Source organism: Leptospira perdikensis, from assembly GCF_004769575.1.
Lineage (GTDB): Bacteria > Spirochaetota > Leptospiria > Leptospirales > Leptospiraceae > Leptospira_A > Leptospira_A perdikensis.
In genome coordinates this window covers 163,535-184,035 of record NZ_RQGA01000011.1, presented here as the reverse complement: position 1 = coordinate 184,035, position 20,501 = coordinate 163,535, and the positions used below count along the sequence as shown (strand labels likewise).

Genomic DNA, 20,501 nt, shown 5'->3' with positions numbered 1-20,501 from the left:
TTCTTTTTTTATGGTCTGAAACGAAAGGAGATCGTATGAAAATCGGAATTTTAGGTGGTACTGGCCTAATTGGTAGGTCATTCATCGAAACAGCGTCTAGCAAAGGGCATCGGTTCCGCGTATTTTCGCGACAAACTTCCTTACCTCCCGAACTTTCTTCTTATCCTAATTTAGAATTTGTTTCTTGTATTCTCCCGCAAACCGCAGACTTAGAAGGATTGGATGCAATCATCAATTTAGTTGGAGAGCCAATAGCGGGCGTTAGATGGACAGATGAACGAAAAACGCTGATCGAAACATCTCGTATCGATTTTACAAGAGGACTTGTTGCTCGTGTTTTGGATTTAAAATCACCACCTAAAGTTTTTGTGAACTCTAGTGCGGTTGGTTATTATGGAATGAGTGAAGGCCAACACCCTCCTTTTACAGAAAACACAAAACCTGGGGATGACTTCCTTGCAAAACTTTGTGTAGAATGGGAGAACCAAACTCTTCCTTTAAAATCAAGAGGCATTCGGTCTTTGGTATTTAGAACTGGAATCATTCTATCTCCGAAAGGTGGTGCTTTGGAAAAAATGATTCCTCCTTTTCTGTTGGGAGTGGGTGGTTCCATTGCCTCTGGAAAACAAGGAATGAGTTGGATACATATATTGGATTTTATTTCTGCAATGTTACACTTAATGCAATTAGAATCAGCATCAGGTGCTTATAATTTAGTTTCCTCATCCCCTGTAAGTAACGAAGAGTTCTCTCGTGTTTTAGCAAAAACACTAAGGCGTCCTCATTTTTTTCAAGTACCTTCTTTCGTTATACAAGCGCTTTATGGAGAAGGCGCCGTTGTGATTACAAAAGGACAATACGTTTTTCCCGAAAGACTTCTTTCTACCGGTTATGAGTTTCAGTTTCAAAATTTAGAAACGGCTCTCTCAAATCTTTTAGAAAAAGTTTGATTTCTTCTTTTCAAAACGTAAAGTAAGTGAGAGACTGGAGTCATCCTTATCTCGGAGTAAGAAATGAACTCAAAAAAAGTCTTAGTCTCTCTATTCGCACTCTCCTTCGCATTTGTGATGGTAGCTTGTGGCGATTCCAAACCAAAAGAAGAAACACCAGCTGCTGTTGAATCTAGCGCTAGTGCAGATCCTGATCTTGTAAAAGGAGAAGAACTCTATTTACAAAACTGTTCTTCTTGCCATGGTGAGAAAGGTGCTGGTGACGGTGCAGCGGCTGCGGCTCTCAATCCAAAACCAAGAAACTACAAAGCTCCAGTATCTGAATGGAAAAATGGAAATACTGCTGCTGGCGTAACTAAAACATTGAAAGAAGGAATCAAAGGATCACCAATGGTTGCTTACGGACATTTGGGTGACGATAACATTCGCATCCTTGCTAAATACGTAGAACACCTTTCTAAAAACTAATCATTCTCTTTTTCGGTTCCGTCTATATGCCGGAACCGAACACTTGCCTTATGAACCAAATAATCAAAAAAGCCGATCGCACCACTTGTGATTGTGGAACCACTCGTGAGGATGAAAACGCACGCAAAGTAGTAAAGTATTCCACCTGGGGAATGATCGCCATGGGCCTTGTCGGGATATCAGCTACACCGACCGATGTGTACTTTGTCTGCCGAAAATGCAAACAACCCTTTGGTCGGATGACTAAGGAAGAAAGAAAATCAAAATCCTAATTTTTGTTGACCCGCGTTCTCAGTGGATTTCCCTGGAAGCTAATGATGGAAGAGTTTAAGATTCGGTTGGGATTTGAGAATGGGGGAAACCTCCCTGTGATTCACATTTCTGGCGAAATCACATCCGAAGCCGAAGAAGAGATTGTGGAATCTTACGAATCCATCCCTTCCGACAAACGTACTCGTGTCATTTTGAACTTTTCTGAAACTTCTTATATCAATTCTGCCGGGATCGCTACCTTGATCAGTCTCATTACAAAATCTTCTGAGAATCAGGGAAAAATCGAGTTCGCAGGACTCAATACCCACTTCCGTAAAGTGATGGATATTGTTGGTTTGACTGACTTTGTCCTCATTCACGATTCTCTCAATTCTGCACTCACCCAAGTCTAAATTATTCTAGATTCCTAACTTCCCTTCCGCAAGATAGGAGGGAGAGAGGTCTTTTCATGAGTGAAGTGGAAATCCACGTCAAGGGCAAAACATACAAATTACCGGTCATCATTGGTACCGATGGAAAAGAAGGAATCGACCTAACCGATTTTTATAGAAAAACCGGCCTCGTGACTGTGGATCCAGGTTTGTTTAACACAGCTCTTGGTTTATCTAAAGTATCAAGACGCGATCCGGAAAAAGGTGAATTGACTTACCGTGGTTATGATCTGAAAGAACTTGCTTATCAGTCCACATTTGTGGAAACTTCGTTTTTATTAATTTATGGAAATCTCCCCACCAAGCAAGAGTTAAGTGATTTTTCTAGTCGCCTTTCAAAACACTCAATGATCCACGAAGATATGTTGAACCTCTTTGATGGTTTTCCTGGTGTTGCCAATCCACTTGCGGTTCTATCTGTGATGGTAACTTCACTTTCTAGTTATTATTTGCAGGAATATGAAGAAAAACTGGATATGGGAGTGGATCTCATTGCAAGATTACTTGCAAAAATTCGTACCATTGCTGCTTTCACATACAAACATGCCGTAGGACACCCGTTTGTTTATCCTTTGGATAAAAATCCTTATTGTACAAACTTTCTTTATATGATGCACAAACTTCCTGCGGACAATTACAATGTACCAGAAGAATTTGACCGTATTCTAAACCAAATGTGGATCTTACATGCAGACCACGAACAAAATGTATCCAATACAGCTGTTCAAGTGGTTGGATCCACTCAAGCAAATTTATTTGCTTCGATCTCTGCTGGGATCATGGCACAATGGGGAGCTCGTGAGGGTGGAAGACCTACTGCCGCGATTGGCCTTATTGAAGACATCATCAAAACAAAAACACCTGTTAAAGATTATTTTGAAAGATTCAAACGTGGTGGTCTCAACATTCAAACCAATGGATTTGGACAAAAGGCATACGATGTGGTCAGTCCTCGTGCCCAAGTCGCTCGTGAAATCATTCGCGAATTCTACAAAGGCAGAAAGTTAAGTGCTGTGGAAGATGTGGCCCTCCAAATTGATGAAGTGGTTTGGAACGATCCTTATTTTATGGAAAATCTCCTCTACCCGAACTTAGAATACTACTCAGGACTCGTATTTCACACGTTGGGAATCCCTAAGGATATGTTCTCTGTTATGCAGGTAATTGGAAGATTACCTGGTTGGCTTGCACACTGGAGAGAACAAAGAATGAAGGGAGACTTCTCAAAAGTTCGTCCAAAACAAATATATGTGGGCGAAAATCAAAGAAAATACATCCCAGTTCAGAGTCGCCTATAGGTTCGTTAGACTTTTATCCTCTATGAATTTCCGATGGTTCGGAATGGTTTGGTGTTTGGTGCTGATTTCGTGTATGCCGAAAGAAGCGCCACCAAAGGTGGAAAAAGGGTTTCTGTCGGCCGAGTCGTACTTAAAAGACGAGACAAAAACTTTAGAACTCATCGGTGACTGGGAATACTATCCCGGTCTTTTGATTTCTCCCTCCGAACTCGAAACCTTAGATACGAGCCGGGAACCTCATTTTTTTTCCGTCCCCGGCATTTGGTCCGATTTTTTTTGGAATCGTGGCTTTTTGGCTGGGGATGGGTATGCCACCTTTAGTCTAGATGTAAAACACGGGCAAAAAGGAGTCCCACTTTCTCTCAGAGTTCCTGAAATGGAAACCGCCTATGTTTTGTTTGTTGATGGTGTTCGATTGGCATCTAACGGTGTGGTTGCGACTTCTTACCAAAATGGTAAACCAGAATACAGACCAAAAATCGTCGATTTTTTCCCAAAAGAAAACCAAACCTCTATATTATTACAAATTTCCAATTACCATCATAGAAAGGGTGGGCCGGCTCAGACTATCACACTTGGAAAAACATCGGAGATCCACCATCAATATGAGTTTGCGATTTTGCGAGATATGTTACTTGCCGGTAGTATTTTGTTCATGGGTCTTTATCATCTGTTTTTGTATTGGAACAGAAAAAAAGATCCATTTACTTATTGGTTTGCCTTAACCTGTATTTTAGTCGCCTTGCGAGTGTTTATTGCAGGTAATAAATACTTGGTGCATATTTATCCTGGATTACCTTGGGAAGTTCATTTGAAACTAAGTTACTTAAGTTTCTTTTTGATCACTCCTATTTTTACAAAGTATGTCTATCTACTTTTTAAACCGTATTTTTCGCGTCGTGCCTATGAAATTCTAAAATATTTGGGATTTGCATTTTGTTTTATCGTTTTGGTTACTAGGTCATCGTTTTACACGTATTTAATGGTTCCTTTCCAGGTTTTTACTTTGATGGGTGCGATTTATACTTTTTTAGTCATTGTAAGGGCCATTCGCGATTCGCTTCCTGGTGCTGTTATTTTTTTGTTTAGTTTTGTGATCTTCATTGCTAGTTTTATCAATGATAGTTTGGTCAATAACCTAATCATTCATGGCCCACTTACCATCCACTTCGGAATTTTTACCATGTTCTTTGTACAGTCTGTATACATTGCCAGGAATTTTTCCCGGGGTTTTGTCGAGGCTGAAAACTTAGCCATTGAACTTTCAGACAAAAACCAAACCTTACAACGTGTACAAAACCAACTAACAGATTTAAATGAACGTTTGGAAACACGAGTAAAAGACAAAACAGAAGAACTGCAAGGGAAATTGGATCAAATTGGGAAGGATATGCGATTGGCTAAGTCCATCATCCAAAGTGTTACCAAACTTCCTGAGTTAGAGCCTTATCTCAAAGTAGATATATTATACAAACCAATTGCTGAAGTAGGTGGAGATATCTTTTTCGTAAAACGAATTCAAGATTTCTATTATCGATTCTTTTTAGGTGATGCAACCGGTCATGGTTTACAGGCGGCCCTTTATTCCATGATGATCCAATCAGAGTTTGAACGTGTTTCTGCTGTAGCCATGCGACCGAATGATTTGTTGTTCTATATGAACCAACATTTCTATGATAAAAATGCAGACCTTCAAATTTATTTTCCAGCCCTTGTTATGGATTTTGATTTCCATCAAAAAATCCTACGTTATGCGGGGGGTGGTGTACAAAATCAAATCCATCTGAAAAAAAATGGTCCTACGACTATGCTTGAAAACACAGGCCCCATCATCGGAATTTTGGAACATTACCGGTATGGAATTTTGGAATCAAAGGTTGAATCGGGAGATCGAATTTTTTTGTTTACGGATGGACTCTTTGAAGAATTAAACGAATCCGATGGGGTACAGGCCTGGGGGGATTTGTTAGAAGTGATTCAGAATACCGTAACTTTACCCTTCGAAGAAGTTGTTCCTTCCATCAAAACTATGTTATTCCAAAGAATGAACAAGTCACAATGGAAAGACGACTCCACACTTATTTTTATTGAAATCACCTAACATAAAACGTTAGGTGATTTTTGTTAAGATTGGTTTGATGTGAATCATCGCTCTTTTGTTTCAGTGAGCGGCCCGATTTCCTATCACCAATCTCCGGAAGATCCACCACCTGAGGAATCACCACCTCCGCCGGACCAACTATCACTAGAGTCACTCGAAGACCAGGAATCACTTCCTCCACTAGACCAACCGCCGCCGTAAAAACCACCGTCGGAACCACTACCACCTTTGCCAATGGTTCCTTTCAAAATCATGACCACAAGGAAGATGATGATGGCAACAGCAAGGGCAAAAAAACTTCCCATCATAGCAACTAACAGAGGGTAAAGAGTAATAATTCCTATAATAGAAAATACAACACCACCAAAACCTGGGATAAACAAAGAAATGAAGGTAAAAATTCCACCGACAATCCCAGAAGAAACTTCCGATTCCACATCACTTCCTGAGGTATCTACATCATCTTCTGAAGGTGCGTATTCCCCACGAATCGCAGCCATTATGGCATTGACCCCTGCTATGACACCTCCATCCATATCTCCCGATTTAAAACTAGGTCGTAGTTCGTTACGAATGATTTGTTTCGCTTGGATGTCTGTGAGGGCTCCTTCTAGCCCACGTCCCACTGCAATTCGCATCTTTCTTTCGTTAGGTGCGATAAGTAAAAGGACTCCATTGTTTTTATTTTTTTGTCCCAATTTCCATTCATCAAAGATTTGCATAGAGACATCTTCGATGGTTTCATCATGAAGGCTTGGGGTCGTATACACTGCAATTTGATTGGAGGTATCCGTTTCAAATTGTTTGAGTTCGGATTCTAATTTGGTTATTGTTGCTTCCGATAAAATTCCTGCATGGTCCATCACTCGTCTTTCGAGTTTGGGTACAGGAAAGGAACCGATCCCTGTTAGGGTTGAAAATAAAAGAAAAACAAAAAACAATTCTTTTTTGCGGAGTAGATTCGATACAAAATTTAAATTGGAAATATTTTTATCAATATTCATTACATCAATTTCCCGCCGTCACGGATTTCGTTAGAGATTTCGTTTTTATCGTCTTTTTCTCTTTGGATGTTGTATTTCTTTAGCAGGTCTCCACAAAAGAGAATGCTAGAAACGATCCCTTCTTTTTTCTTTTTGGATTTCATCCCTTCCACTATCAAACGAACTGCTTCATTCCATTCTGATTTAGGAACAACTTTGGCAATTTCTTTGTCCGGTAATACTCGAACAAAGTGTTCATACAAAGAAATATAAATTAAAATCCCTGTTCTGTTTTTAGTTCTAAAAACTTCTTCGTCTAAAAAAGCTTCTTTTGCTCTTAGGTCGACAAAGTATTGTTTGGCGCCTCGAGATACTAAACTAATTCTGATTTTTGGAAAAACCGTAGTGATTATGAGTCCCAAAACAGCACCTAACCATACAGATACAATCGCAATGAAAGATTTACCTTCCCCTTCCCATAAGCTGCCATAAAAATTTTCGACAGTATAAAATAGGGCCCCACTCAAACCTCCCATAAGAAAGGCGCCAAGCCATGCCCATTCCTTATAATGGTGGGAAGATTCTGCAAAAAAAGGAACGATTTCTGCCGAGGTTTTGGACTCTGCAACACCAACCGCTGATTTGATTTCATCCAAATCGGACTTCGAAAAATAACGCGCAAGTATGCTCATGGGCAGAAGAAAAACAGGGATTTTAATTCAAATCAATCAAAAAACCTAGATTTTAGAATCGATGACTATGGCTAAACTTACTAAAAATAAGTGAAAGATACTAAAAAAGAAAAACCGTTTTGCGAGTAGTTTATCCTGTGACTGTTTCAAACGATAAGCAAAAACCAAAATCAAAATTGTGAGAAGGATGGCAGAAATCAAAAAAAGAAATCCCATTCTGTCATCGGTAAAATAAAACCCAATCACCGATGTCGAATAAGCAATCGCATAAAGAAAGATTTGGTTTACAGTTTTTTGGATTCCGGAAACTACAGGCATCATAGGAATTCCTGCAAATTCATAATCATCTTTTAGGAAGATAGCAAGGGCCCAGAAATGTGCTGGTGTCCAAAGAAAAATCATTAAAAACAAAACCCAGGCTTGGATGGGAAGTGTATTTGCCATGGCGGCATATCCGATGAGTGGACCGATACATCCAGAAATTCCACCAATCACAATGTTTTGTTCCGTTCTTGGTTTCAGCCAAATTGTATATAAAAATACATAGAGAAGAAGAGCGGATAATGCACAAACGGCCGTTAGTAGATTGATATAGTAGGTTAAAATGACAAATGCTACAATCGCAACAATCACTCCCAAGGAAAGTGCAAAGACTGGAGAAATTTCACCCGACGGGATTGGTCTTTGTTTTGTCCGATACATCACGGCATCTCTTTCTCTTTCAATGTATTGGTTGAGAATAAAGGATGCCGAACTCATAAGATAGGTTCCCAGTAGAGTGATACCAATTTCCCAGAGGGACGGGTATCCAGTAGTTCCTAAATACATGCCGGGAAGGACGGTGGCAAGAACGAGTACGGTGACCCTAGGTTTTGTGAGTTGGTTCCATAATCGGAACATTATAAAACCTCTTTTCCCTCAGACCGAAAATGGTAAAAAGCTGCAATAAAACAAAACATAAACACAAGAACACCGTTTAATGTGTGTAATCCGGTAATTAGTTTTGGGAGGTGGTATAAAACGTTCATTGCACCGAGAAGGATTTGAAAAGAGACAAGATAAGCTGCGATTTTCAGCGATTTTTTAACGGTTCCATTTTTTAAATAAAGGATTCCATAAGCCGAAAGTGAAAGTACTGAAAGCGTTACTAAATAACCAAACAACCTATGTTCCATTTGAAAACGAATGGTTCCTTTCATTTCAGGAAACCATTCCCCGTAACAAGTTGGGAAATCGGGGCAGGCAAGGCCTGCATAGTGAGAACTAACCTTCCCACCAAGAAAAAGTTGGTATAAAACTACAGTCAGTGTAAAAACAAAAAAATATTTACCGGGTCTTTGCCACTGAAATTTAGAATTGGGACCTTCTGGAATCAACAATCGAACTGTAAGGCATGCAGATAATAGAAGGACTGCATTGAGTAAGTGTAAGTTAACTGTTGTTGGGTGGAGGAGTTTGGTAACTGTCAATCCACCAAGTATGACTTGAGAGATCAGAAAAATCAGTGATAGTGTTGCTGGGATTCCCAAACTTTTTCTTGTGTCTTTGTTTCGTAAAATCCAAACAAAACCAATACCGACAAGGATCCCTAAAATACCAGAATAGTATCTATGGCCCACTTCCATAAAAATTTGAAATGTAAATTCTGGTACAAATTTCCCGTGACACAGTGGCCAATCAGGGCATGCCAATCCAGAATCTGTTGCTCTTACGAGTGGTCCGTAGAGGAGATTGATGAGAATTAATGCGGAAAGAATGGTGTAAAAACGTTTGAGTGTCATACGTCTATCTGTTTCCTCCAGGTTTTGTGATCTGAGTTTGGGGAAAATAAAATTAATCTTGCATCTTTTAAAAATTGTTGGATAAAAAGAGGAGTTTTTCGTATAGACTATAACAGGTAAATTTATGCAAAACACAGACCTTTACAATAAGGGTGGCTATTGGACTTTCCTTGTCACACTTGCACTCAACATTCTTTTCTTCGCTTATATTTCCTTCGTTCATCCGGGTACTCCGGAAAACCCAGGAATGGAATCCAAAAGCGTTCAATCCAAATAGGGTAGTCACCAAACCTTCGTGAACATTAGACTTTTCTCTTTTCTTTGTTTGTTGTTTTGGTCTGGGGTCGTGTATGCGTACGATCCGCATTCCAACCTCACTCGGGAAAACAAACTCCCGAAAGAACTAGAAAACATTGGATTTTCCGATGTCACGGGGAAATCTCTGAACCTCGATATTCCTTTTCGGGATGAATCAGGAAAAACAGTTCGTTTCTCCGATTTTCTCTCGAAGGGAAAACCAATCCTGCTTTCTCCCGTTTATTTCAAATGTCCCACACTCTGTAACTTCCACTTAAATGGTGTGTTTCAAGGTCTGAAGGCCCTCGATTGGACTCTCGGCAAAGAATACCAATACATTGCGGTATCCATTGACCCGAAAGAAAACGAATCTGTTTCGTTTCCCAAAAAAGGTGCTTATTTGAAAGAATATGGTAGGGAAGGAGCAGACCAAGGCCTCCACCTCTTGACAGGCACACAGGAATCCATTGATGCACTTACAAAGCAATTGGACTTTCGGTATGCTTGGGATGCGGAAGCAAAACAATACATCCACGCGAGTGGAGTTTATGTTTTGACTCCTGAAGGGAAGGTCTCGCGGATTTTTCAAGGGATCCAACTCGAACCAAGAGATTTGAAATTTGCCTTTCTTGAGGCATCTTCTGGTAAGATTGGGAGTTTTGTAGACAAGTTTGCTTTATTTTGCTTTCAATTTGATCCGAGAAAAAATAAATATACGATATACGCATACAGGATGATGCAATTCGGGGGGGCGGTCACCTTACTCCTTCTCGGTGCGTTTTTATACATAAACTGGCGAAAAATAACAAATAACAACCGTCAAGGAGTCACATAGATGTCTTGGAGCAGTCTCATTCCAGCGACCTCGTTCATGCCTATCCAGGCGACTGAAATCGCAAAAGAAGTCGATCTTCTCTATGCGTTTCTGATCATATCAAGCCTTGTTTCGTTTGTCATCTTGATTGGTGGAATGACATGGTTCCTCATCAAGTTCAAACGTACAAGTTTAGACCAAAAATCTGCATACATTACTCACAATAATTTTGCGGAATTCCTTTGGTCATTCATTCCTCTCGTGATCATGATGGGGATTTTCTACTGGGGTATGGTGATTTTTGAAAAACTTCGCGTTCCACCAGAAGATATCGCAACTGAAATTCACGTAACTGCTGAGCAGTGGGCGTGGACTTATCGTTATGCAAATGGAAAAGAGTTCTATAGCTCTGCAAATGATCCAATGATCGTTCCAGCAGGCAAAGCAACGAAACTCGTCCTTACTTCTAAAGATGTCATTCATAGTTTCTATGTTCCCGCTTTCCGAACCAAACAAGATGCGGTTCCAGGAAAACTCACCCAACTTTGGTTCGAACCAAAACAACCGGGGGAATTCATCGTTTTCTGTACGGAATACTGCGGAACCAAACACTCTGGGATGATGATTAAGATCAAAGCCATTCCTTCTGAGGAATTTGCTGCTTGGTATCATGCTGAGAAAAAAGGTGCAGATACTCCCGCTGACCTTGGAAAGACACTATTTGCTCAAAAAGCTTGTGCTTCTTGCCACTCGATCGACGGATCTAGAGTTGTTGGACCTACCATGAAAGGACTATTTGGTTCTGAGCGAAAATTCGTTGATGGTAGTAAAACAAAAGCGGATGAGAATTACCTACGTGAATCCATCCTTGTTTCTACTGCTAAAATTGTAGAAACTTACCAACCAGCGATGCCGTTATTCCAAGGTTCTTTGTCTGACGAAGAAGTTGCCAACCTAATTGAATATATCAAATCCATTAAATAAGGAAGAGAGATGAGTTCAGCACATACAAAATCCGAACATGGTCATTCCACTGACCATAATTATCTGAACCACGGATCTGGAATCTGGTCTTGGATGACCACTCTGGACCACAAACGCATTGGTCTTATGTACTTTGCAACAGTAGCTACCCTTTTTCTCATCGGTGGTTTCTTTGCTTTAGGAATTCGATTGCATTTAGCTAAATTTGGTGCCACACCACTTTTAGAGCCAGACACTTATAATAAGTTTATGACCTTCCATGGTGCCATTATGGTATTTATGGTGATCATTCCTGGAATTCCTGCCTTTCTTGGAAACTTTGTTCTTCCAATCCAACTGGGTGCGAAAGACGTTGCTTTCCCAAGACTCAACTTGGCTTCTTATTACATTTTCATTGCGGGGGCTGCGATTGGAGCATCTTCAATGATCTTTAACCAAGTGGATACAGGTTGGACATTCTATACTCCTTACTCTACGGCAAAAACTTCGAATGGAGTGATTTTGCTCGTTTTGGGTGCTTTTACTATGGGTTTTTCTTCCATCCTTACGGGACTAAACTTCATCGTTACCACTCATAAACTCAGAGCACCTGGAATGACAATGGATCGAATCCCACTTATGATTTGGGCGTTGTATTCTACTTCCATCATTCAGATCCTTGCAACACCGATCCTTGCCATCACTCTTCTTCTCATTGGAGCAGAGAAAACTCTTGGAATCGGGATTTTTGATCCAGATTTAGGTGGGGACCCTGTTCTTTTCCAACACTTCTTCTGGTTCTATTCTCACCCTGCAGTTTATATCATGATCCTTCCTGCGATGGGAGTGATTTCTGAACTCATCACTGCGTTCTCCAAAAAAACAATTTTTGGTTACCGTGCGATTGCATACTCATCAGTAGCGATTGCAGCAGTATCCTTCCTTGTTTGGGGACACCATATGTTTGTTTCCGGTCAATCGACTCTTGCCGGTATCATTTTCTCCATCATCACAATGTTTGTTGGGGTTCCAACAGCGATCAAACTTTTCAACTGGATTTCCACTATGTATCGCGGAACAGTTACCTTCGAAGCGCCCATGCTCTTCGCTCTTGGTTTTATGTTTTTGTTTACAATCGGTGGTTTGACTGGAGTATTCCTCGCATCTACTGGTATGGACGTTCACTTCCATGACACTTACTTTGTGGTAGCTCACTTCCACTATGTAATGGTAGGGGGAACGCTAATGGCACTTATGGGCGGTATCTACTACTGGTTCCCAAAAATGTTTGGAAGAATGACTTCTGACCTCGGTGGAAGGATTTCTTGGGTTCTTATCTTTACTGGATTTAACGTAACTTTCTTCCCACAATTCGTACTCGGTGCGATGGGAATGCCAAGACGTTACTTTGATTACCTCCCTGAATACACAAACCTTAACCAAATCTCTACAGTGGGATCTTGGCTCATCGGTCTTGGATTTTTGGTAGGACTTATCACTATCATTCATGGAATTTTTAAAGGTGAAAAGGCTTCTGACAACCCTTGGGGTGCAAAAACACTCGAATGGCAAACGTCTTCTCCTCCTCCACACGAAAACTTTACAACTACTCCAACAGTAACTGCAGGGCCATATGACTTCCGTTAGTTCTTCAAGTGAATTTCAACACCAACACCATTTTAAGAGTGCAGAACACCAATATGCCTCTTCCAAACAAGGAATCTGGTTGTTCCTTTGCACAGAAATCCTTATGTTCGGTGGCCTATTTGTAGGTTACCTTATTTACCATTCTCTTTACCCAACTGTTTTCAAAAATGGTTCGGAAACATTAGATTGGAAAATGGGAGCGGTGAACACCGTTGTTCTTCTTATCAGTTCCTTTACAATGGCAGCAGCAATTAATTATGTGCAACGTGGTTTGCATAAAATCGCGGCAATCATGTTAGCATTAACGATCGCTTGTGCTGGTGCCTTTATGGTAATTAAATACTTCGAATATAGCCACAAGTTCCATGTCGGAACTGTTCCTGGCAAATTTTCGTTAGTTGATCCTTCTTGTGGTGCGGGTGGAAAAAGAGCTGAGTGTGAATCTAAAATTTCCGCTCTTCTTAAAAACCCTGCTGAACTTGAAAAAAACCATGTGAGTGCAGAAGAAGTATCTCGTTTAAAAGCAGTGATCTCTCAACCAAGATGGGAAATGTTTTACGGTTTTTACTTTGTCATGACTGGTCTTCACGGGGTTCACGTGGTTGCTGGTGCTTTCCTGATCTTCTGGGTTTTTATCAAAACTCTAAGAAGAAAGGTTGGTCCTGAATACTATACTCCTGTTGAAGGTGTGGGTCTTTTCTGGCACGTAGTGGACTTGGTATGGATTTACCTCTTCCCACTTCTTTATTTAGTAGGATAAAAGGTATTATAGAATGGAATACGTAATCAATTACGGACTTTACTTCATCGCCCTCGTTGCAGTTTTCACTCCAATTCTTGGATTTGGAATTTTTGCTCCAGGGATCGCAAAAGCTACTATTTTAGGATTCATCATAAACTGGTTCGGTCAGTTTTTCCAAACAGATCGTTATGCGAAGTTTACAGAAGAAAACAAAGATAACAAATTGTTAAAGTTTGTTTTAGGTGATGAAGATCACAAAGAAGACCATGCTTCTGCTTCTATGTGGGTAGAAGATGGTGAAGAGGAAGAAGAACACCACGAACACCATGTAATTTCTATCAAAACTTATGTGTATGTTCTTTTGGCATTGTTCTTTGGAACTTTTGTGACAGTTTGGGTAGCACAATACGATTTAGGAAAGTGGAATATGATTGTTGCTATGGCTGTGGCAACTTGTAAGGCTTTCTTTGTATTGGCTTATTTCATGCACTTAAAGTATGACAATATGCTAAACCGAGTGATTTTCCTTTCTGCATTTGCCTTCTTGGCATTGCTTTTCGCTTTCTCGTTTGGTGATATCATCTCACGAATTTTGCCTACGACAAGTTTTCAATAAAACCACTCGTCTAGAAAAAAATAGACAAAAGCATTTTAAACAAGCCCGCCCTCGCGCGGGCTTTTTCGTCTAATGAAGAATCGTGTATCAGTATTTCAAAACGATTCTTTCGAAATTCCTAGATCTAATTCCAGAAAGGAAAATTTATAACAAAGATTACATCGAAGAATTAGACAGGCATACCCGGATCATTCAAATTCCTGGGAGTATTATCGGCGTCTTTGGTATGTTAGGTTTCGCCTTTGATACAGATGCTAAACTCCATCCTGAATTTCCTGAGCTGTTCTACTTTCGGATTGGTTTTAGTCTTCTTTGTTTTTCTTACATAGTATTCATACTTTTTAATCATTCCAGAAAGAAACATTCTCATTGGGAAGGTCTGACCTGGGCTTATTTAGTGTATGCATATTTATTATTCACTGCGGCTTATTATACCGGCAGGATTGCTGACGATGCGCCATATGTCTCTGGTTACCAGATGCTCGTGATGATCCTTCCCTTTTTACCTCTCCCGAGAAAAACTTTATTTATCTATTATCCTATATCTATTTGGATTTTTTTTATTTCTGTAATTGTTTATCAACCGGATCTAACTACGGCTGCTGCATCGTATTCGATGCAAAACTTGGCGATTAGTTATGTCCTTGGAATTTTTAGTGGCCTCATCATGGAAAGGTATCGTTTTCATGCCTTTTTAAACCACAAACGAATCATTAAAAAGAATGAAGAAATTACAAAAACTGTAGATGAAATTCAAAGTTTAAAAACTCAACAAGACGGGGATTATTTTTTAACATCACTTTTATTGGAGCCACTCCTTGGTCACGAAGCAGATGGAAATGCTGTTGCGATCGAAACTGTAATCAATCAATATAAAAAATTCTACTTCCGAAACAAAGAATATCAGTTAGGTGGAGACTATGTTTCTGTATTTAATTTAATTCTACAAGGGAAACGTTATAAAGCATTTATCAATGGGGATGCCATGGGTAAATCAATCCAAGGAGCAGGGGGTGCTATCGTACTTGGAGCTGTATATAACTCTATCATCATTCGTTCTAGGATGGATCCTGTTTCCTCGAATCGGTCACCTGAACGTTGGTTACATGATTGTTATTTGGATTTACAGAAGGTATTTGAAACCTTCGACGGAGCTATGTTGGTTTCTGCCGTAGTTGGTCTTCTCGAAGAATCTACAGGAACTTTATATTTTATCAATTTAGAACACCCTTGGGTGATTTTATATCGTGATGGAAAAGCATCTTTTATCGAAAATGAAATTCACTATTACAAATTAGGTGTGATGGAGGGATTGTCGGATACGTTCATCTCTGTTTTTCAAATGAAAAAAGGAGATAAAATTTTTTGTGGTTCTGATGGGAAAGATGACTTGGTTCTATCGGAAGCGGGAAGGTATCGCGATATCAATGAAAATCAAAATTTAATTTTAGAAAATATCGAAGAAGCACAAGGCCAAATGCAACCTCTTCTCGATTGTTTACGCAAAAAAGGAAAATACTCTGACGACTTAAGTTTAATTTCCTTACAGTACAATCTGGACGCGTATCCGAGGCCAGGGAAATATTACGTAGAAGCAAAAGAGAATATACGTGAAAAACAATATGACCAGGCCCTTGGTTTGTTGTTGTCTTATGAGTCGGCCCTCGAAACTTCTATCTCTGAATTAAAATACATCGCAAAGTTATACGAGAAAAAAGAGGATTTAGTAAAGGCAATGGAATACGCAAGTCTTGCGTTAGAAAACTATCCTTCTGATACTATATGGATGTTTCATACATCTGTTTTGTATAAAAGAATGTTTTCTTTGTATAAATCACAATCGTTTTTATGGGAATCGCAAGAACTTAGTGAGCGTGTTCGATTGCGGCAACCATCCAATGTTAGAAATTTAATTCATCTGGCAGATGTTTGTCGATTAAATGGAGACAAAGATCGATTTTCGTTTTTAATCAAACAAATTCAGAATCGGGAACCAAACAATTTGAAATTGAAAGAACTGATCAGTAGAATTTGAATCCTCAAATAGATTGAGATTCTTTTCTATATTCGATTGGGGTTAATCCAGTGGTTTTTTTGAACTCTGAATTGAAACTTGATTTTGATCCAAATCCAGTTGCGAATGCCACTGAAATGATCGGGATTTCTGGTTTGTTTTTTAAAATTTGTTTCGCTTCCAAAATTCGATAAGAATTGATGTAGGAGCGAAAACTTGTTTCGAGTTTAGCATTAATTAATTCGGAAGTTTGTTGGATGTTTAGGCCAATTGCTATGGACGTTTTTTCCAAATCTAACTTTTCATCTAGGTAAGGTTTTGCCTCTTCCATCCACAATTCGAGTTTGTGTAAATAATGATTATAATCAATTTTTTCTAACTTCGATTTTGTGTATTTGTTTTTTGGACCTGACTCAAGGGTAAACATTCTTTCTAAAATAATGTTTCTATTTAGTATTAAGTCTTGGTACTTTTGGAACAAATTGAACAACAAAAAAAATAAATCTAATTGGAATGCAAAGGCAGGACCATAAACAGCTAATAAGGAGTAATTCGTAATTCCTAAATGATAAAAAATGGTAATATATCCGAAGAAAAAGTATAATCCCCAACTTGCTAAGAAGAAAATAATTCTTTTTTCACCCATTAGAAAAACTTTAATACCCGTTAGTAGAATCAGAGGAATGGAAACTATATAAGTAATATTAATTACTTTGGAAAAAAAAGAATATTCTTCTGTTACTAAAATCCCGATGGCCGAGATAATTCCAGTGGCCGCTAAAGTTGCTAATAATTTATCTGTGAATGGTGTTTTTATTTTTGTTTCTAAAAATAGTCTAGTGAATTGAAATGAGGCGGCAATTCCGACCGATAGAAAGAACAAAATAGCCTTTCCTTGCCACCATATTGCGTTCGGCCAAAAGGTATGGAATGAATTTCCAAATTGAGTATTACACCAGAGTGTATTTGTTATGACATAAATAGAATAGTAAAAAAATTCACGTAATCGAAATGCTAAAGTATAAAATACACTAATGATTAACATTACCGCCGAGAAACATAAAATTGACCAAGTGGCAGATGATTCGATCAGGATTTTATTTTGAAATTCGTATTCGTTCAGTAACAGAATTGGAAACGAAATCAAAGAACTCGATTGCAGTCGGACATAGAAATATGTTCCTGTTGCCTTGTCGGGAATGCGAAAACTCGGGCTTAAGGATTCTGGGACAGCCCAACTAGATTTCGGATAACTATCCCCTGTTCGGTATTCAGTATAAGAATCTTTGGAGTTAGGAAAATATAATTGAATATTATCTAAGACTCGCCACTCGAAAGAGAGTATACTCTTGGGTTTGAAGGTTTCATTAGAAACTCGTGCCCTTAGCCATATTGCACTTTTTGAATAATGAAAGTTAATCGTGTTTTCTCGAATTTGATTCCACTTAGGAACTGATTCTATGTTGGAAATATCAATATTGTAGGCCTTGTCCTCGAAATACTCGAATTTGTTTGTGATGTTGTTTTCGTAAAAGTAGGAACAATTACAGATAAATAAGCTAATATAGAGGAAAAAGAAGGATTTCGACCACATCATCATAACTTTTCTGAATGAATGATCAATTGGGCAAGTTTAAAAATGTCCCAAAATATAGGGTCGGACGACTTGTTCTTTTTTTCGGATATGCTTTACATTCATGGCAATTCATATCCGAATCCCTCTTCAGATTCTATTTTTGATATTTGTTTTCTGTTTATCATTTGATTGTCAGCCAAACTCATTCAATAATAGGGGAGATTACGAAAGCAAATCATACGCTGAAACTGAAATTTTAAAGTGTTTTTTGGAAGAGCGTTGTGGCTCTAAAGGCAGTAATTCTACAAATGATTTCCAAATCCCATCCACACTGACCACTGGTCTTTATGCATGGTATCCTTTGGATGGGAACATCAATGATTTGAGTGGAAATCATCATCATGGATACTACCCAGGTGGGATTTGGCCTGTGACCGCAGGCCCTTCTTATGCTCCCAGTCGTTCCAATCTACCAAATGGTGCTGCGACTTTCAACGGAACCAACCAATTATTTGCCAGTAACTTTACTCCTCTTTGTCATGAGGATTTTTCCATAGCCTTATGGATCTACACAAGTGTAGTTTCAAATAACAGAATCATGGGATACCAAAGTAGTCCAGGTGCCAATCCCGGAATTTCATTGGTTTTGAATGCATCGGGGAATGCAGAGTTTAGTGCCTATTGGGTTGCTTATGGCTATAATGGAGATGGTTTGTCTGGTGCCTTTTCAACCGTTCTGTCCGCAAACGTATGGACTCATATCACTTACGTTCACAATGGCGCCACTCGGCAGGGAAATATTTGGATCAATGGAGTGAACGGCGGTCTTACTTCGAACTTTGGTTCTTTTGCAGGATGTACAACGGGAGTCTCTCCGAATCAATGGCATTCAGGAACACCACTGAACATTGGTTATGCGTATACTGGTTTATTTTTTACCGGGCAGATGGATGACATTTGGTTTTTCCAAGGACGTCAACTGAGTGCGGCGGACATTTTGACCTTAATGAGCCTTCCTTTCTAAAAAAGTGTCCTGAAATATAGTTTCGGACGACCAACTTTTTTTTTCGGATATCCTATGCATTTATGGAGAAATACATACGGATCCCTCGACAGATTCTATTTTTTTCATTCGCCTTCAGTTTATCATTTTACTGTCAGCTAAACTCATTTAATAATACGGGAGATTACGAAAGCAGAGCATTTATCGAAACCGAAATTTTAAAGTGTTTTTTACAAGGACGTTGTAGTTTGAACGGTTTTAATTCTACAAATGGTTTCCAAATCCCACCCACACTAATCTCCGGTCTTTATGCATGGTATCCTTTGGATGGGAACACCAATGATTTGAGTGGAAACGCCCATCATGGATATTCCCCTGGCTCATTTTGGCCTGTTACTTCTGGTCCTTCGTATTCTCTCAGTCGTTCCAATCTACCAAACGGTACAGCTTCTTTCAATGGAACCGATCAATTTTTTGCAAGTGATTTTAATCCTCTTTGTAACGAAGACTTTGCCATTGCATTATGGATTTTTCCACACAATGCCACGAACAATCAAATTATGGGTTTTCAGCAAGGTATTGGTTATAATCCAGGGGCCAGACTTTTATTGGATGCAACAGGGCATGCCGAGTTTTCTTCTTTTTTTTCCTTTTGGGATAATGCTAATCTTACCGTAGGTACTTCTTCAACGGTTTTATCCGCAAACGTATGGACTCATATAACTTACGTTCATAGTGGAGCGACGCAGCAGGGAACCATTTGGGTCAACGGAGTCAATGTGGGTGTTACCTCTGATTCGATCAATTCCTTCGACCCAGGTACGGGGGATCCGTATGTCACTGGATGTGTTACGGGTAGTGCACCGTTTCAATGGTGGGCAGGAACACCACTAAACATCGGTTATGGTTACAGTAACCCTCGTTTTTTTACTGGAAGGATGGATGACATTTGGTTTTTCCAAGGACGCCAACTGAGTGCAGGTGATATTTCTACCTTAATGAGCCTTCCTTAGGTGTCATTGGTTTATTTTGGCTGTGTTTAAGTTGTATCTGAATCTAATTTTAAAATCTTTTTAAGAATAGGAATTCTGTTTCTCGTTTTAATGATGAGAAAGTCATACTACTTTTTGATTATAATGATTCGATTTTCAATTTCGAAATTTTTGAATCCAAATTGATTACAAATCCATTCAAAAGATTTTTTTGTATAAAAAAAAGTATGTGTTTTGTCGTTTTTGTAATACCAACTTTCGAAATCAATGGAGTCGTCATAGGGATGAGTTAAAATGTATAAAATCCCATTTGGTTTTAATAATTGGTTTAATTTTTGGAATTCTAATTTCGGAAAATGGAAATGTTCTACAACTTCTGTAAGAATCATATAATCATAAGTTTGGTTTAGATTCTCTAAGTGATTGTGAAAGAAGGGATCGTATAATTTAATTGGATAACCCAATTGGCCGAGTAAAAACTGAACGATAGGTTCGGGTCCTGCTCCAAAGTCCAGTCCCTGGTCGGTTGGTTTTTGATTGGATACAACTTTCTCAACAATTGGTCTTAAAAAATTTTGGTAACGAATGTCATGGACATCGTTATTGTGTTCCATATACCGCAACTTCTCTTCGTCCCTACCAGGCAAAAACTCTTGTTCCATAAAAATGGAATGGCATTTCCTACATCTTTGATACGAACGAAATTTGTTGGTGAAAAAAGGATTCGATTCAGATTCACAAAGAGGACAATTCACGATTTGTTAATATCATTTTTGAAATAGGACTAGTGATTTCAACTACGATCTAACAAACGGAGGTCCTTTCGATTTCATCAAAAATCATTCTATTTTTTGGAATCG

At 39.1% G+C, this 20,501-nt stretch carries 21 protein-coding genes; 15 read left to right on the top strand and 6 right to left on the bottom strand.

The window, feature by feature from the left end; translation table 11 throughout:
- Positions 1-35: 35 nt before the first annotated feature.
- The 6 genes from EHQ49_RS10885 to EHQ49_RS10860 all read left to right on the top strand — a co-directional run bounded on the left by EHQ49_RS10885 (position 36) and on the right by EHQ49_RS10860 (position 5,521).
- The gene (locus tag EHQ49_RS10885; protein WP_135579285.1) at positions 36-950 is read left to right on the top strand and encodes a TIGR01777 family oxidoreductase; all 915 of its coding nucleotides are present in this window, start codon (positions 36-38) and stop codon (positions 948-950) included.
- A 63-nt stretch (positions 951-1,013) separates the two neighbouring features.
- Positions 1,014-1,418 (top strand): c-type cytochrome, encoded by a 405-nt coding sequence (locus EHQ49_RS10880; protein ID WP_135579283.1) that lies wholly within the window; start codon positions 1,014-1,016, stop codon positions 1,416-1,418.
- A gap of 50 nt (positions 1,419-1,468) precedes the next feature.
- A complete protein-coding gene (locus EHQ49_RS10875; protein ID WP_135579281.1) occupies positions 1,469-1,690 on the top strand; it encodes a hypothetical protein in 222 nt (73 codons plus the stop codon).
- 42 nt (positions 1,691-1,732) lie between these two features.
- On the top strand, positions 1,733-2,083 hold the full coding sequence (locus EHQ49_RS10870; RefSeq protein ID WP_039938032.1) for an STAS domain-containing protein: 351 nt from the start codon (positions 1,733-1,735) through the stop codon (positions 2,081-2,083).
- Between the two features lie 56 nt (positions 2,084-2,139).
- Positions 2,140-3,420: a citrate/2-methylcitrate synthase gene (locus EHQ49_RS10865; RefSeq protein ID WP_135579279.1), complete on the top strand. Its 1,281-nt coding sequence runs from the start codon at positions 2,140-2,142 to the stop codon at positions 3,418-3,420.
- Between the two features lie 73 nt (positions 3,421-3,493).
- Entirely contained in the window at positions 3,494-5,521 is a 2,028-nt protein-coding gene (locus tag EHQ49_RS10860; RefSeq protein WP_135579277.1) for a SpoIIE family protein phosphatase, read from the top strand.
- An 83-nt stretch (positions 5,522-5,604) separates the two neighbouring features.
- Here the strand turns inward: EHQ49_RS10860 and EHQ49_RS10855 are convergent, their stop codons facing one another.
- The 4 genes from EHQ49_RS10855 to EHQ49_RS10840 are packed head-to-tail and all read right to left on the bottom strand — an operon-like array spanning position 5,605 to position 8,977.
- Positions 5,605-6,525, bottom strand: coding sequence for a TPM domain-containing protein (locus EHQ49_RS10855; RefSeq protein ID WP_135579275.1), 921 nt, complete (start codon positions 6,523-6,525; stop codon positions 5,605-5,607).
- On the bottom strand, positions 6,525-7,196 hold the full coding sequence (locus EHQ49_RS10850) for a TPM domain-containing protein (protein ID WP_135579273.1): 672 nt from the start codon (positions 7,194-7,196) through the stop codon (positions 6,525-6,527). The genes EHQ49_RS10855 and EHQ49_RS10850 overlap by 1 nt, the downstream gene beginning before the upstream one ends.
- 45 nt (positions 7,197-7,241) lie before the next feature.
- Positions 7,242-8,096 carry a heme o synthase gene (locus EHQ49_RS10845; protein ID WP_135579271.1) on the bottom strand — a complete coding sequence of 285 codons (855 nt, stop codon included), beginning with the start codon at positions 8,094-8,096 and terminating at the stop codon, positions 7,242-7,244.
- Entirely contained in the window at positions 8,096-8,977 is an 882-nt protein-coding gene (locus EHQ49_RS10840) for a COX15/CtaA family protein (protein ID WP_135579269.1), read from the bottom strand. The genes EHQ49_RS10845 and EHQ49_RS10840 overlap by 1 nt, the downstream gene beginning before the upstream one ends.
- A 124-nt stretch (positions 8,978-9,101) precedes the next feature.
- Between EHQ49_RS10840 and EHQ49_RS18735 the strand changes: the two genes are divergently transcribed.
- The 7 genes from EHQ49_RS18735 to EHQ49_RS10810 all read left to right on the top strand — a co-directional run bounded on the left by EHQ49_RS18735 (position 9,102) and on the right by EHQ49_RS10810 (position 16,091).
- Complete coding sequence (locus EHQ49_RS18735; protein WP_167483005.1) at positions 9,102-9,254, top strand: hypothetical protein; 153 nt, start codon at positions 9,102-9,104, stop codon at positions 9,252-9,254.
- 18 nt (positions 9,255-9,272) lie between these two features.
- Complete coding sequence (locus tag EHQ49_RS10835) at positions 9,273-10,109, top strand: SCO family protein (RefSeq protein WP_135579267.1); 837 nt, start codon at positions 9,273-9,275, stop codon at positions 10,107-10,109.
- A complete protein-coding gene (gene coxB, locus EHQ49_RS10830) occupies positions 10,110-11,072 on the top strand; it encodes a cytochrome c oxidase subunit II (RefSeq protein WP_135579265.1) in 963 nt (320 codons plus the stop codon).
- A 9-nt stretch (positions 11,073-11,081) separates the two neighbouring features.
- Positions 11,082-12,698 carry a cytochrome c oxidase subunit I gene (locus EHQ49_RS10825; protein WP_135579263.1) on the top strand — a complete coding sequence of 539 codons (1,617 nt, stop codon included), beginning with the start codon at positions 11,082-11,084 and terminating at the stop codon, positions 12,696-12,698.
- Positions 12,685-13,458, top strand: a complete 774-nt coding sequence (locus EHQ49_RS10820; protein ID WP_135579261.1) for a cytochrome c oxidase subunit 3 family protein — start codon at positions 12,685-12,687, stop codon at positions 13,456-13,458. The genes EHQ49_RS10825 and EHQ49_RS10820 overlap by 14 nt, the downstream gene beginning before the upstream one ends.
- 13 nt (positions 13,459-13,471) lie before the next feature.
- Complete coding sequence (locus tag EHQ49_RS10815) at positions 13,472-14,056, top strand: cytochrome C oxidase subunit IV family protein (RefSeq protein ID WP_135579259.1); 585 nt, start codon at positions 13,472-13,474, stop codon at positions 14,054-14,056.
- Positions 14,057-14,138: 82 nt separating this feature from the next.
- Positions 14,139-16,091 carry a PP2C family protein-serine/threonine phosphatase gene (locus EHQ49_RS10810; protein WP_135579257.1) on the top strand — a complete coding sequence of 651 codons (1,953 nt, stop codon included), beginning with the start codon at positions 14,139-14,141 and terminating at the stop codon, positions 16,089-16,091.
- A gap of 4 nt (positions 16,092-16,095) precedes the next feature.
- Here EHQ49_RS10810 and EHQ49_RS10805 read toward each other — a convergent pair whose 3' ends face one another.
- A complete protein-coding gene (locus tag EHQ49_RS10805; RefSeq protein WP_244241448.1) occupies positions 16,096-17,670 on the bottom strand; it encodes a 7TM-DISM domain-containing protein in 1,575 nt (524 codons plus the stop codon).
- Positions 17,671-17,914: 244 nt separating this feature from the next.
- Between EHQ49_RS10805 and EHQ49_RS10800 the strand changes: the two genes are divergently transcribed.
- Both EHQ49_RS10800 and EHQ49_RS10795 read left to right on the top strand, forming a co-directional pair.
- Positions 17,915-18,670: a LamG domain-containing protein gene (locus EHQ49_RS10800; RefSeq protein ID WP_244241447.1), complete on the top strand. Its 756-nt coding sequence runs from the start codon at positions 17,915-17,917 to the stop codon at positions 18,668-18,670.
- 227 nt (positions 18,671-18,897) lie between these two features.
- A complete protein-coding gene (locus EHQ49_RS10795) occupies positions 18,898-19,662 on the top strand; it encodes a LamG domain-containing protein (RefSeq protein ID WP_244241446.1) in 765 nt (254 codons plus the stop codon).
- A gap of 107 nt (positions 19,663-19,769) precedes the next feature.
- On the opposite strand, the gene EHQ49_RS10790 is transcribed toward EHQ49_RS10795, so the two are convergent.
- Entirely contained in the window at positions 19,770-20,303 is a 534-nt protein-coding gene (locus EHQ49_RS10790) for a class I SAM-dependent methyltransferase (RefSeq protein ID WP_135579248.1), read from the bottom strand.
- Positions 20,304-20,501 lie beyond the last annotated feature (198 nt).

Coding starts and splice junctions, on each gene's coding strand:
- EHQ49_RS10885 (WP_135579285.1), top strand. CDS start 36: ATGAAAATCGGAATTTTAGGTGGTACTGGCCTAATTGGTAGGTCATTC.
- EHQ49_RS18735 (WP_167483005.1), top strand. CDS start 9,102: ATGCAAAACACAGACCTTTACAATAAGGGTGGCTATTGGACTTTCCTT.
- EHQ49_RS10870 (WP_039938032.1), top strand. CDS start 1,733: ATGATGGAAGAGTTTAAGATTCGGTTGGGATTTGAGAATGGGGGAAAC.
- EHQ49_RS10875 (WP_135579281.1), top strand. CDS start 1,469: ATGAACCAAATAATCAAAAAAGCCGATCGCACCACTTGTGATTGTGGA.
- EHQ49_RS10850 (WP_135579273.1), bottom strand. CDS start 7,196: ATGAGCATACTTGCGCGTTATTTTTCGAAGTCCGATTTGGATGAAATC.
- EHQ49_RS10790 (WP_135579248.1), bottom strand. CDS start 20,303: ATGGAACAAGAGTTTTTGCCTGGTAGGGACGAAGAGAAGTTGCGGTAT.
- EHQ49_RS10805 (WP_244241448.1), bottom strand. CDS start 17,670: ATGATGATGTGGTCGAAATCCTTCTTTTTCCTCTATATTAGCTTATTT.
- EHQ49_RS10825 (WP_135579263.1), top strand. CDS start 11,082: ATGAGTTCAGCACATACAAAATCCGAACATGGTCATTCCACTGACCAT.
- EHQ49_RS10845 (WP_135579271.1), bottom strand. CDS start 8,096: ATGTTCCGATTATGGAACCAACTCACAAAACCTAGGGTCACCGTACTC.
- EHQ49_RS10840 (WP_135579269.1), bottom strand. CDS start 8,977: ATGACACTCAAACGTTTTTACACCATTCTTTCCGCATTAATTCTCATC.
- EHQ49_RS10860 (WP_135579277.1), top strand. CDS start 3,494: ATGCCGAAAGAAGCGCCACCAAAGGTGGAAAAAGGGTTTCTGTCGGCC.
- EHQ49_RS10855 (WP_135579275.1), bottom strand. CDS start 6,525: ATGAATATTGATAAAAATATTTCCAATTTAAATTTTGTATCGAATCTA.
- EHQ49_RS10815 (WP_135579259.1), top strand. CDS start 13,472: ATGGAATACGTAATCAATTACGGACTTTACTTCATCGCCCTCGTTGCA.
- EHQ49_RS10880 (WP_135579283.1), top strand. CDS start 1,014: ATGAACTCAAAAAAAGTCTTAGTCTCTCTATTCGCACTCTCCTTCGCA.
- coxB (WP_135579265.1), top strand. CDS start 10,110: ATGTCTTGGAGCAGTCTCATTCCAGCGACCTCGTTCATGCCTATCCAG.
- EHQ49_RS10865 (WP_135579279.1), top strand. CDS start 2,140: ATGAGTGAAGTGGAAATCCACGTCAAGGGCAAAACATACAAATTACCG.
- EHQ49_RS10820 (WP_135579261.1), top strand. CDS start 12,685: ATGACTTCCGTTAGTTCTTCAAGTGAATTTCAACACCAACACCATTTT.